This window comes from Bacillus sp. PS95, assembly GCF_037963565.1.
GTDB lineage: Bacteria > Bacillota > Bacilli > Bacillales > Bacillaceae > Bacillus > Bacillus subtilis.
The window spans coordinates 1,239,214-1,250,649 of the sequence record NZ_CP150160.1 but is presented as its reverse complement, the minus strand read 5'-3'; the positions used below and the strand labels follow the sequence as shown (position 1 = coordinate 1,250,649).

Annotated in this window: 14 protein-coding genes and 1 pseudogene; all 15 read right to left on the bottom strand. The window is 40.0% G+C overall.

The genetic code is table 11. The features are described 5' to 3' along the window. Position 1: 1 nt before the first annotated feature. Positions 2-727, bottom strand: coding sequence for a distal tail protein Dit (locus NSQ12_RS06610; protein ID WP_339176267.1), 726 nt, complete (start codon positions 725-727; stop codon positions 2-4). Beyond that, a complete protein-coding gene (locus tag NSQ12_RS06605; protein ID WP_339176265.1) occupies positions 724-3,600 on the bottom strand; it encodes a phage tail tape measure protein in 2,877 nt (958 codons plus the stop codon). The genes NSQ12_RS06610 and NSQ12_RS06605 overlap by 4 nt, the downstream gene beginning before the upstream one ends. After that, positions 3,578-4,243 carry a Gp15 family bacteriophage protein gene (locus NSQ12_RS06600; RefSeq protein ID WP_339176263.1) on the bottom strand — a complete coding sequence of 222 codons (666 nt, stop codon included), beginning with the start codon at positions 4,241-4,243 and terminating at the stop codon, positions 3,578-3,580. Before NSQ12_RS06600 ends, NSQ12_RS06605 begins: the two co-directional genes overlap by 23 nt. A gap of 9 nt (positions 4,244-4,252) precedes the next feature. Beyond that, the gene (locus tag NSQ12_RS06595; RefSeq protein WP_017697416.1) at positions 4,253-4,636 is read right to left on the bottom strand and encodes a phage tail assembly chaperone; all 384 of its coding nucleotides are present in this window, start codon (positions 4,634-4,636) and stop codon (positions 4,253-4,255) included. A 43-nt stretch (positions 4,637-4,679) separates the two neighbouring features. Then, positions 4,680-4,931: pseudogene (locus tag NSQ12_RS06590) on the bottom strand (fibronectin type III domain-containing protein); the annotation flags it as partial. A 10-nt stretch (positions 4,932-4,941) separates the two neighbouring features. Beyond that, the gene (locus tag NSQ12_RS06585) at positions 4,942-5,388 is read right to left on the bottom strand and encodes a hypothetical protein (protein WP_041517720.1); all 447 of its coding nucleotides are present in this window, start codon (positions 5,386-5,388) and stop codon (positions 4,942-4,944) included. Beyond that, entirely contained in the window at positions 5,388-5,798 is a 411-nt protein-coding gene (locus tag NSQ12_RS06580; protein WP_213408084.1) for a minor capsid protein, read from the bottom strand. Before NSQ12_RS06580 ends, NSQ12_RS06585 begins: the two co-directional genes overlap by 1 nt. Before the next feature lie 4 nt (positions 5,799-5,802). Beyond that, the gene (locus tag NSQ12_RS06575; protein ID WP_041517718.1) at positions 5,803-6,153 is read right to left on the bottom strand and encodes a minor capsid protein; all 351 of its coding nucleotides are present in this window, start codon (positions 6,151-6,153) and stop codon (positions 5,803-5,805) included. Continuing rightward, the gene (locus NSQ12_RS06570; protein ID WP_339176257.1) at positions 6,153-6,488 is read right to left on the bottom strand and encodes a putative minor capsid protein; all 336 of its coding nucleotides are present in this window, start codon (positions 6,486-6,488) and stop codon (positions 6,153-6,155) included. The genes NSQ12_RS06575 and NSQ12_RS06570 overlap by 1 nt, the downstream gene beginning before the upstream one ends. Beyond that, positions 6,481-6,882: a hypothetical protein gene (locus NSQ12_RS06565; RefSeq protein WP_339176255.1), complete on the bottom strand. Its 402-nt coding sequence runs from the start codon at positions 6,880-6,882 to the stop codon at positions 6,481-6,483. The genes NSQ12_RS06570 and NSQ12_RS06565 overlap by 8 nt, the downstream gene beginning before the upstream one ends. A gap of 67 nt (positions 6,883-6,949) precedes the next feature. After that, positions 6,950-7,237 (bottom strand): fibronectin type III domain-containing protein, encoded by a 288-nt coding sequence (locus tag NSQ12_RS06560; protein WP_339176253.1) that lies wholly within the window; start codon positions 7,235-7,237, stop codon positions 6,950-6,952. Beyond that, on the bottom strand, positions 7,209-8,093 hold the full coding sequence (locus NSQ12_RS06555) for a hypothetical protein (RefSeq protein WP_017697408.1): 885 nt from the start codon (positions 8,091-8,093) through the stop codon (positions 7,209-7,211). The genes NSQ12_RS06560 and NSQ12_RS06555 overlap by 29 nt, the downstream gene beginning before the upstream one ends. After that, the gene (locus NSQ12_RS06550; protein WP_026113729.1) at positions 8,093-8,752 is read right to left on the bottom strand and encodes a hypothetical protein; all 660 of its coding nucleotides are present in this window, start codon (positions 8,750-8,752) and stop codon (positions 8,093-8,095) included. The genes NSQ12_RS06555 and NSQ12_RS06550 overlap by 1 nt, the downstream gene beginning before the upstream one ends. Positions 8,753-8,803: 51 nt before the next feature. Further along, positions 8,804-9,910 carry a phage minor capsid protein gene (locus tag NSQ12_RS06545; RefSeq protein ID WP_017697406.1) on the bottom strand — a complete coding sequence of 369 codons (1,107 nt, stop codon included), beginning with the start codon at positions 9,908-9,910 and terminating at the stop codon, positions 8,804-8,806. Next, a complete protein-coding gene (locus NSQ12_RS06540) occupies positions 9,907-11,436 on the bottom strand; it encodes a phage portal protein (RefSeq protein ID WP_339176249.1) in 1,530 nt (509 codons plus the stop codon). The genes NSQ12_RS06545 and NSQ12_RS06540 overlap by 4 nt, the downstream gene beginning before the upstream one ends.

Sequence of the window (11,436 nt, the reverse complement as noted above, 5' to 3'; positions counted from 1 at the left end):
TCTACTTATATTTCTCTGTTAAATGTATTTTACTTGGATGGCTGGCCTTAACTTTGACGTTTTTCTTAGGCGGAATCTGAAAAAACCTCGATTTATAAAGGATGGCTGAACTCTTTTTGATTCCACTGATAGTCACACGTCGCTTAGAAAAATCTATTTCAATATAATCACCCGCAATAAAGTTAAATTTCAGATACACTCCTTGATACACGCTGCCATCATCATTCAACATTTCAATGCTGTATGACGTGGATGCAGCCGCCAGCGTGCATTTTACAACGGGTGAAGCCGGTGCACTGCCATTTGTTTTTACAGTCGTGCCCGCTACCGGAATATCAAAAACAGTGTCTGGACCATACTTGTAAGGATCAGGGCAGATAAAATTTATCGTGCCCTTTCCGTATTTGAAAACCTCGTCCAACTGCCCTTCACCATCAATAACGGCGTAATATGTTCTGTCAGGTTCATCAGGAAAGACTAATGGGGCAGGCTTGTCAGTTACAAGCCATTCGGCCACTTCTTCTTTCGCTTTCTGCATGTCATCAACACCCTTAATGACCACGGAAACAGGCAACGGACGGGTTTTTATTTTCTTTTGCTTCAGATATGCGCCAGGACGACCGGGGATTTCAACCATTTCCCACTCTATGGGCGCCCACATCGGCCGCTTTGTGTCTACCGTTGCATGAACAAAGGGTTTTGATACCCCGTTAAATGTCATAGTCATTTGTACCGCCTCTTATCTCTAAAAGCTTGGCGCTGTTGCGCTTGTGTCATGTCTTTTTGTGTTGCCGATGCAAATTGCCGTCCGTTTACGCTAAGATCAGTGCGAATAGCTGGTATGTTCACCTCGATAGGATGATTTAAAACAGCTTGAGAAAGTTGTTGAATAGCTTTAGCCATCGCCGACAGATCAAAATTGTTATTGATGTTTGTTGGATTAATATTTCCTAACGCACCGGAAATTCCAGCAGCCTTCTCTTTTGATGAAAGAGGTATAACTTTTGTTGTTGATCCAGTTGCATCTAATAGTTCTGGACCAGCCTCCCCTACAATTGCTTTACCTCGTAATACCCGGCCGCCTGTAGCCAACATTGGTATTTTAGGAATTGAAGGGATATTCACGCCAGGTATCTTATTTAAAACCTTCAGCTTGCTAGAGAACCCACCTGTGAAACTATTAATTTTTCCGATTATCCAGTTAATAGAGCTCCGAATGCCAGATTTTATGCCATCCCATACGCCCAACACTCCAGACTTTATGTTATTGAAGGCTGAAACCACTTTATTTTTGATATTATTTACAGGATTAACAACGTATGTTTTTATAAGATTCCACGCTGAACGTGCTGAGCTCTTCATTCCATTCCAAATATTATTGACCACGGTTTTCATCCCGTTAAAAACTCTTGATGCTGTATTTTTTATCCCATTCCATAAGCTTGAAAAGAATGATTTAAGCCCATTCCAAATAGACTTCCCGGTAGATGATATTCCTTTCCAAATATTAACCACAGTGCTTTTAATGCCGTTCCAGATTCTTGAGAAAAGACTTTTATAGAAATTGAGTGCATTTGTAAAATATGTTTTTAATGCATTCCAAACTGTATTAGCCACAGAGGAAATTCCTTTCCATACAGTGGTTAAAACAGTTTTAATCCCATTCCAAATGGTTGTGAAAACCTTTTTAAATCCATTCAGAAGATTGGTGAAGAACGTTTTTAAACCATTCCACACACTTTTCCCAACTGTAACGATCCCGTTCCATACTGTGGTTACTGCTGTTTTTATCGCATTCCATACCGTAGTAAATATGATTTTTAAACCATTTAAAAAATTAGTGAAGAACGTTTTTAAACCTTCCCAAATTGCTTTACCCGCTGTAACAATTCCATTCCATACTGCAGTTACAGCCGTTTTAATCCCATTCCACACAGCAGTGAAAATGGTTTTATAGAAATTTAGAAGAGTTGTAAAATATAATTTAAGTCCTTCCCAGATAGTTTGAGCCGCCACTACGATTCCGTTCCAAACAGCCTCTGCAAACGCCTTTATACCGTTCCATACTGTAGTGAAAATGGTTTTGTATAAGTTGAATTGAAAAGTAAAATATGCTTTTAAACCATCCCAAATTGTTTTTGCAACCGAGACGATGCCTTCCCATAGCCCTTTAAAGAATTCTGAAATAGGTTCCCAATATTTGATTACTAAATAAACTGCCGCCGCAATAGCTGTTATCGCAATTAATATGGGGTTTGCCATAAAAAGCTTTGATACTACACCGAATACAGTACCTATCGATTTGATTGCACCGCCTACTTTTGTAGCAACCGTTACGACTGTCCCAAAATTGGTGACGATAGCCGTTATAGCCGGCAACATCGATGATAGAACCATTAACAATGGACCGATTGCCGCAGCTATCCCACCCATAACGACTACAACCGCTTGTCCAGTAGGAGAAAGACTGTTGAAAGCATCCGAAACTACTTTGATTGCTTTTTCGACATACGGTAGAGCCCTCATCGCTAAATCTAAAATTATATTGCCGATAGGTACTAAAGCATCAGCTGTGCTTCTGAGAGCCTTTTGGAATCGTTGACCGAATGACTCTTCTTGTGCTTTGGTTACTCTGCCCATAGCACCATTTGCCTCGTCAAGTGAGCCGTTTATATTTCCCATACTGTATAATGCATCCGCTTCAAGGTCTTCCCATTTTGTACCGAATAGTGCAACACCTATGTTATTCGCAGCAACTTGATCATCCATCCCTTTTAATTCGGGAAGCACTGCGTTCGCAACATCTTTTACCGTACCCTTCCCTTGCAAGAAGTCTTTCCAGACCTTTTGAGTACCACTTGATAGTTGTCCCATTGCTTCTTCTGTGCTTTTCGATCCGTCTTTTACACGAATTTGAAACTCTTTAAAGACATCATTTACATAGTCGAGATTGTAGGCTCCATTATTAGATCCAGCTATAAGTAGCTTAAAGTATTCGTCTGCTGAATAGCCCATTTTCGCAAAGAGAGGGGCATATTCACTTAAGTTATCAAATAACTCATTAGAAAAATTTAAGCCATGGTCCGCCCCATAAGCCATCAAATCGAAAGCTTTTTGCGAGTCTATGCCAAAAGCTTGCATCAACTGGCCGCCGCCTCTAGTTACTTCATTCACGTCTGTATCAAAAGCTTTGGCCAATGCTAGTGCATTTTTAGTGGCAGTCTGTAGTTCAGCCTCACTATTGATATTTTTCATATTTTGTTTCGTTTGTATAAGAGCGTCAGATACTTGATCAAGACTCTCGCCGAAACCAGCTTTATAAATATTTCTGGCTACATTAGTAAGATTTTCAGCTTCTTTTTTGGTGACTCCTAAAGATGACTGTATTTTGGCTTGTGCATCATTCACACTTTTAGCAGAGGAGATGGCAGCCGCGCCTAATCCAGCTAACGGAACAGTAATGGCTTTACTCATAGTTTCGCCAACACTTTTCATTCGCCGAGCTCCGCTTTGCATTGTTGATTGAAGCCGCTGAAAGTCTCGCTCTGCTCCTTGTCTATTTAAGGATGTATCAATCTCAATTCTGCCCGCTGCTGCCATTGCTCTCACCGCCCTTTTTTCTTGTATTTGCTATCATGGAGAAATAAGTGTCCAATTTGGTTTCCAAATCTTCCAGTGTCTCTTCGTCTTCGAGACTGTAAAGGCGTTTGAGTTTAATCAACCGATCTCGTTCTTCTTTGTTGTGCTTAGTCGGTTTTGGCACTTCAGCAGCTCGAATACTCACGACCTCTTTAAATTTGGATTTATCTGAGAGGTTTTGGAGAAGGGCATTGAATTTATTCCAATGAAGAGTCCCTTGTAATTCGAATAAGTCCAAGTTATAGTCATACAAAAAAGACGCGTATATGTAAGCCGCGTCTTTGTCCAGATCGTATAGTTTTTTATTTGGTGCATCGTCGTCCCGCTGCTCTTCTTCGTCGTCATCCTGCTTTTTCAGTCCGATGAAGTCATAAACAATTGACTCGAGAGCCGCATTTTTTTCTTCAACCTCAAGCAACTTTAAAATTTCCGGATTCATTGCAAACATTTCTAAAGCTATATCAAGCTTCTGACCTTCACTAAATCTATCGTCTTTAAAGAGCTCGAAAAGCCTCATTACCCTGTCAAAGGATAAATTCAAGTAAAGTATTTTTTCGCCAATCATTATTTGATCGTCGAATCTTTCTGTCAGCTTAAAGTCCATAAAACTTCACTACTTTGTATAGTATTTCTTGCCGCGATTCTGAAAATCTTGAAACTTTTCTTCTACCACTTCAAGTAGACTAAATACAATTTCCGCTACCACAAATACTGATCGGCCGGCTTGCTCATAAATATGACTGTATGTGCCTTCTCCTAAAAACATTTCAATAGCTTGTTTGGTCAATCGTTCATTTTCAAGCTCTAACTGCTCCAATTGTTTGTCAGAGGCGTTATTGACATTTACTTTTTCAAGCTTTTTCACAGCTGCATAATACTCTTTTGAAAAACTTTCGTATTTTTTCAAGGAATCATCATCAAAAGGAATCTTATAAATAGAATCCCCGATTTCAACCTCTTCATAGGATTTCTTGATTTCAATTTTACGAACAGCCATAGTTATTCCGCTCCTTTATAAATAAAAAAGGGCAGCCGTATGGCTAGCCCTCTGTTGTTGGTTCTGGTTTTGTACGAGTTACTAATGAATCTGATGGTTCAGAGACACCAGCAGCATTAACAGCTCGGACCACAAATGTATATTGTGTGTCCGGTTTTAAACCTGTTGATTGATATTTATTTTCTGTTACATTATCAATTTTATTTCCGCTTCGGTATATATCATATGAGTCAGCCCCATCTACTTTGTCCCAAGACAAGCTGATTTCATTTGTACCTGCCTCATAAGTTAGATTTTGGGGCGCATCAGGGTGTTTCGGTTACTTTTGGTACCCCGTTATAAGCGATTGTGACACCGAACTCACCTTTTGCATTCGCATCACCAGAAGGCAGGGATATCTCAGTCATCGTGACATCCCCCTCAACAATTACACCTGATGGATCTGTCCAGCGAAATTGTGTTTCCCTCTCAGAGCCGTATTTCAACGCTTTTGAAGCAATAAAATTTTGCGCTGGATCATCATATTTCCGATGCCCGGAGAATGCAAGGGTTAACTGTCCCCCTGTTACTGTAGTGGATTTGTTTCCGTCACCGTCTAAATAAGACGTATCATCTGTTTCTTCATTTGGAGAAGGTTCAACGGATGAAAAGCCAGCTCCAACTCTTACCCATGTTGGTTCTGTAGCGTCCGGCGTTGTATTGATCTCAAATTTATGTTTTGCCTGAATGATAAAACTATCAGTACCTGGCATCATTTTTCCTCCCTTGCTTTGATAAATAACTCTGCATCAAAAGTGGATGCATACACATATTCCTGCTGCTCAGATTTCCCTAGAAAATTAGGCGTTGCAGAAACATTGCACTTAATAAATTCAAATGAATTGTCGCTACTTTGAACCTCGTCCTCTTGCAATCCAGATAAGAATTCGCCAATTTGAAGTAGAGAATTATATCCCACGAATTGCTGTTTATGCTTCACAAGAATCTGAAAGCGATATGTTTTCTCTATGCTGCCATCCATGTAATAAACATTTTCTGCATCAGATGAGGGAATGGGCGTTAATGCAATACTATTCCCTTCTTGAAGCATCGGAATGAGTATAGTGCTATATAGATTCATATTTCGCTCGATATGATCAATTAAACGATCAGGAAAATCCATATTTTCACCTTCTTAAATAGGCGTTAACTGCATTTTGTCCAACTGTGATCCAATCACCTTTATGTTCTGCAGCCGCCACCTCAGCCCACCGCGCCTTCGCATTTGGGTTTCGATCTAAAGATACACGCCTTGCATTCCATACTTTGCTTGCATACTTTGTATCCCAGATTACTTTCCCGGAACCAGGATGCGAGGCTCGTATACCACTTCTTTTTAGCTCCCCAGTATCTTGCGGAGCATAGAAGTTACCGTCTTTTAAAACTTGTTGATCTATAGCAATTTGAGCGTGGTCTAAAGCAGCAGAAGTAGCATTTAAAACACCGCTTAAATTAATATTCACGTTAAAACCAGCCATTAGATCAACTCCACTTCATAATGATGCGGTAGATCGCCATCAAAAGTATAAAATGGACTCACCTTGTTGACTTTCATTGTGCGACCGTTGAAAATGACTTCTGATTTCTCTTTCATTTCCACAAACGGCTTTGAATACTTGGCATCCAGAAATAATATAGATTGAGAGTTAACCTGTTCCCCTGTTGCTGTGACAGTAAGAGAAGTCGAAGGCTTTACAAGAACGTTAATAACAGGAACAACGTCAAGCCATCTTTCACCCCAGCGTTCATTTTGTTCATATTCTCTGTATTTCACAGAGTGAATAAGTAATTGTTTAGGAATCGGCCTAACCATGAGTAAAAACCTCAATACCTGAATACAAAAGCCCAGTAAACTGTAAGTAAGCTATAGTCGCAGGTGAAACCCTTTTTTGATTTCTAGTGAGTTCAGGATTCGCTTTACTATAATTAAACCCTCCGATACTGACGCTAGACATATCATCTGAAGCGCCAATTGTGTCCCCGCCATTCAATACGTAATATTCCACTTGGGCTGCCGTGGCCTTTTTCACGTTTTCATCAATGAAGCTGTTAGCCGCCAAGTTAATAGCTCCATTTTTAATACGAAAATTGGTCAATTGATCAATTAAATCAGACGCTCGTCGAATATACTTATCTAAAACCTCGTCATTATCCTCAGATTCGCCTACATACGTTTTTCGGTAATAATCAATATCAATATAACCCACTGGAGAAAAACCTCCTTAAAACGAAAGAGACAGCTTTATATTAAGCTGTCCCTCTCTAACTTGAACTTTATTCAGTTGTTGGTTCTTTTTGTGTCCGTGTTACAAGGTTTTCCGATTTATCAGAAGCACCCACTTCATTGACAGCTGCGATAGCGAATGTGTATTGAGTATCAGCCTTCAAACCACTAGAAACATATGTGGTTTCAGTCGTGTTATCAATTTTATTTCCGCTTCTGTATACGTCGTATGAAGTTGCCCCATCTACCGCATCCCAAGTCACGGTCACGCTGTCAGTCGTAGCCGTGAACGATAGATTTTGGGGCGCATTAGGGAGTAGTTTGCTCAAGGGAGACAATAACGCCATCCTGTTTATTTTCTAACATGAATAGATCATGATAAATACGGTTTTGGTAAAGGTATCCGTCACCTTCTGTATGCTGCCCCGGCGCAAACAAATAAACAGAATTGAATTTTGCTTTAGCAATAACGTTTGGTTTAGCAACAATCAGGAAATTAATTTTCTTGGCACCCTCAGCTGGTTTAAACCCTTCTGAGAAATCAAAAGAGTCATAGAAACGAGATTCATCCCAAACTTCAACTAAACGAACGCCGTCAATAGAAGAAACTCGTGTTTCTAATGTTCCATTATTATTAGTCACATCAATTTTACGAGTAAAATCCTTTGAGAGTTCCAGCGCATCCATTACCTCACTCGAAACGTACGCGATTAGGTTTCCTGGTCCATATTTTCTCAAAGGACGAATTGCAGCTTTTAATGTTGTGAAAATGTTCTCTTTGTCAATAGCGCCCGTCTCAATTTGTTTTCTATCGACAGCGTATTTGGCCAACTTCGAGAAGCGATATGCATCAAGCTCCGGCGTAGCATGCTCTGTTGTGAATGTTGCAGTAACATTTGAAGCAGAAGCAGCTTGATTTGATTCATCGACATCTGCTTTGTCAACGAAAAATTCAATGTCTCGATCAAATTCAAGAGTATAAGGCTTCTCAGTTGTTGTAACAGTTCCTTCGTTGTACCCTTTATTTCTTGTATGCGGCTTATATCCTGTTGTAGACACTGATTGAACTTTAAATGTTTTTGCATCCAACCAGTTTACATTAGGCGTTTCTAATTCTGCTGTAAGTGCACCTTGCACCAATTTTTGATCTAAAGCGTCTTGATACTTTGATACATAGTTAATAGAGTTTGGCATTATTGAGTTCCTCCTTTAAGTCCTAATCCTGTAAGAAAGGCGTCCATTTTCCCGCCTTTGGATTGATGCTGCCCTTGAGAAAAGCGCGGCTTGTCTACCTGTGTTGTTACTTCACTATTTGTAAATTGTGGGTATTTCTCCACAACTTTTTTGATCGCTGTTTCGATATCTACATCATCATTCATCTGTGCTTTCGCAAGCAGAAGAACATCATCCAGCGACTCTTCATTCACACCAGCTTTAAAAGCTGACAGCTTGGCATTAGCTTTAAAAAGCTCCTCATCTTTTTCTTTATTTGACTGCTCAAGCGCTTCATACGCTTCCTGTTGTTTCTGCTGCTCAGTCTTTTGAGATTCAAGGTATTTTCTGTGATCTTCAACAGCAGCCTTTGCCTCATCGAAGTTTTCAAAGCCAAGTGATTTTAAGATCTCCTTTTTCACATCCTCATCTGAGGGCGTTGGATCAGTTTGTTCTTCGTTACTTGGTTGTTCAGTTGGAGAGCTTGCCTGTACATCAGTATTACCTTCTTGATTAACTGTTTCGTCGGTAGCCACCGAATCACTGTTCCCTGCTTCCCCGCCAGTATCTTCTGAGAAAAACTGAAGATTCAATTTTAAAAGTGGGATTGTCATATATGTTCCTCCTTCTGTTTTAGGCATAATAAAAAAGATTGTTCTTTTAAGCCTGCAATCTTCTAAAAAGGCAATGAGTCAATAAACTTGTTCACGATATCTTCGGCGCTCGCGTCCGGTTTCCTCAATAAATGCACGCATAGCAGCTTGTCTTTTTCTGATTTTCAATTCTGCTTTAGCTGCCCCCTCTTCATCTCCGATAGCCCGAAGCATATTGGCTTCATTTTTGGCTTTTCGGATCTGTCGTTCGATATATCGTTGTTTCTGGCTCTGTTCATATGCTTTTGCGTTCTCTCTTTGGTTATAGGGTTTGTTTCTGCGTATTGAAACACCCTCGATATAGGCATATTTTTGATGACCGCAGTTAATCCCAAATAAGCCGTCTGGCTCTCCGTAGCTTGTGGATGAGAGAGGCGGGTACCTCGGGTGATTGCCGGATAAAGAAAATACCTTCCCTTGATACCGGGCGCATTTCGGGCGAGCCCCTGAATGACTTGAAATTTCAACAAGATCGATACCGTAGCTCGCGCATCTATCTTCTTGCATTTGATTAGTTACATTATTTGAAACAGTCCTGATCACAGTTCCTACATGAGCCTCTGTACTCCACTTCCGGCCGGTCCTGCTTATAAATGCCGGGATTCCTTGTTTACTGTATTCAATACAGGCTGAGCGCAAAGCCTCTTGATGCGTTTTCAATCCACTCAGAACCTCAGCTGTTGTTTTATTTACAATATCCCTATAGACCTGTTGAGACTGAATAAGAATAGTTGAATTTGTGAGATTAAGTTTTGTTTTAGCCTGCTGATAGTAAGTATTTAACGTATCAATAATAGTCGGGTCTTCTTTAACTGGAGGAGCCTGCTTTAAATTTCCGCCTTTTGCAACACGTTGTAAAAAGCTTTCTTGCTCAGCAATTCCTGTAAACCCCGCATTTTCAAGAATAGAATATATCGTCTCCTCTGCTATCCCTGTCCTTTCAGATAACACTTCAATATTCTCCTTAGTAAGGGCCTGCAGCTGGTTGAGCTTTTGAAATTGCCATGAAAGAATGGTTTCCGATGTCTCTTCCTCATCAGTTTGCAATTTCGAAGCGATATTTTGAAGCAGTTCACTCTCCATAGCGTTATAAATCTCAATTAAAGGACTCGTGAAAAGATCAAGTTGACGTGGGGTGAGGCTCATTCAACTTCATCTTCTTCCGTTTTTTCCTCTTCTTCCTCATCCTTTTCCAGTTGCCCTTCTTTTTGGCCGAATGTGTCCAACATAAAAGCATCATCCGCCGTTGCATTTTCATCTTTTATTTCTTGCAACATTTCTTCCGCTTGTTCTTCTGTTAGATCAAGGATTCGCTGAAGAGCATATTTCTTTGAAATAAGTCCGGCGCTCTGTAATGTCATATAATATGTGGCATTTGCCGCCCTATCTTCTGCAATGCTATCGTCAAAATCAACCGTTACATCATAGTCATCAGGAGCTGTAAAAATATCATATAGCTCAGCCACATTAACAATGACATCAACGAGCTCTTTAATCCCTTCTTCAACTATTGTTTCATGGCTATTTTTAGTCCTGAACGTCTTACTGTTTTCGCTGACAACCTCTGTCGCGGTCTTTAATCCTTGAGAATCAAAAGTAAATGTTCCTGCTGAGAAACCCAACTGCATAGACAGCAAATTCAAAATACTATTGATAGCATCAATATGTTCACTCACCCGCAATTCAACGCTAATGTCTTTTATTGCATCTTCACTTTCAAAGTTCATTGCCTGGTACGCTTCATCCTCAGCGTCAAAATAACGTGACATTTTTCCGCTCTGAGGATCAACTACGGTCTTTATCGCGGATTGCGGAACGAGAATACGTTTTTTTCCTAACCGGAATTCCCTTTGAAAGCTATCATAAGCAATATCCAGAGTTTTCAATGTATCAAGGGCATTCGCATAAATAGAAATTCCTAATGGTGAATACATATCAAAATTATTTGCTGTGTTGGGCCGAATATAAACGAATAAAGGCCGTGTAAGCCCCTCAATCCTCGCCTCTTCCTCTAAATCTGGATACATAGTAGATAAAGGGACTCTAATGCCTAATGTAGCTGAGTTATTACTCTCATAAAGTTCATTGGTAATGACATATTCAGAGCCTTCCCACGTATGCCATTCAAGCAGTGTATATTTTTTGTCGCCTTTTCTTGTCTCATTAACAAAAACGCCTTCTGTCACTTCGTCACTTGTTGAGGACAAAGGATAAAAGGCGTCAGCAGCAACATATGAAATTTTTATTTGGTTGGCATCTACATGTACTTTCATAACCATGCCGCCAAGAGCAAAACTGTATTCCAAATATCGTTGAAATTGCTTGCCAAATTTATTATGGTCCAGAACCTCTTTGATTTTGTCATACAGTGCGTTGTCCGATACATTCACCAAGCATTTTTCATTAAACACCAGCTGGGCCATTTCTGCAGCTGCAACTTTAGGCATATTCAGTGTGGCTCTGCGACGTGATCTCTCACCGGCAACTGTTTTATATGTTATATCATGAAAGTCTTTGTGGTATCCCTTGTATAAAGCATACCATGTATCCACGTATTCATAATGCTCATCGGTAACCATTACCTTTTTGCTGTCTGTAATTTTGTTTATTCCTTGGATTAAACCCATTTTGTACATCACCGCCTTTAATGCAGAGCCTATTTTTTTGATCAT

Bases quoted from the DNA above. Each gene is read 5' to 3' on its own strand.
- NSQ12_RS06540 (WP_339176249.1), bottom strand. From the start codon at position 11,436: ATGATCAAAAAAATAGGCTCTGCATTAAAGGCGGTGATGTACAAAATG.
- NSQ12_RS06570 (WP_339176257.1), bottom strand. From the start codon at position 6,488: ATGGTTAGGCCGATTCCTAAACAATTACTTATTCACTCTGTGAAATAC.
- NSQ12_RS06600 (WP_339176263.1), bottom strand. From the start codon at position 4,243: ATGGACTTTAAGCTGACAGAAAGATTCGACGATCAAATAATGATTGGC.
- NSQ12_RS06605 (WP_339176265.1), bottom strand. From the start codon at position 3,600: ATGGCAGCAGCGGGCAGAATTGAGATTGATACATCCTTAAATAGACAA.
- NSQ12_RS06595 (WP_017697416.1), bottom strand. From the start codon at position 4,636: ATGGCTGTTCGTAAAATTGAAATCAAGAAATCCTATGAAGAGGTTGAA.
- NSQ12_RS06545 (WP_017697406.1), bottom strand. From the start codon at position 9,910: ATGAGCCTCACCCCACGTCAACTTGATCTTTTCACGAGTCCTTTAATT.
- NSQ12_RS06575 (WP_041517718.1), bottom strand. From the start codon at position 6,153: ATGGCTGGTTTTAACGTGAATATTAATTTAAGCGGTGTTTTAAATGCT.
- NSQ12_RS06550 (WP_026113729.1), bottom strand. From the start codon at position 8,752: ATGCCTAAAACAGAAGGAGGAACATATATGACAATCCCACTTTTAAAA.
- NSQ12_RS06555 (WP_017697408.1), bottom strand. From the start codon at position 8,093: ATGCCAAACTCTATTAACTATGTATCAAAGTATCAAGACGCTTTAGAT.
- NSQ12_RS06580 (WP_213408084.1), bottom strand. From the start codon at position 5,798: ATGGATTTTCCTGATCGTTTAATTGATCATATCGAGCGAAATATGAAT.
- NSQ12_RS06610 (WP_339176267.1), bottom strand. From the start codon at position 727: ATGACTATGACATTTAACGGGGTATCAAAACCCTTTGTTCATGCAACG.
- NSQ12_RS06585 (WP_041517720.1), bottom strand. From the start codon at position 5,388: ATGCCAGGTACTGATAGTTTTATCATTCAGGCAAAACATAAATTTGAG.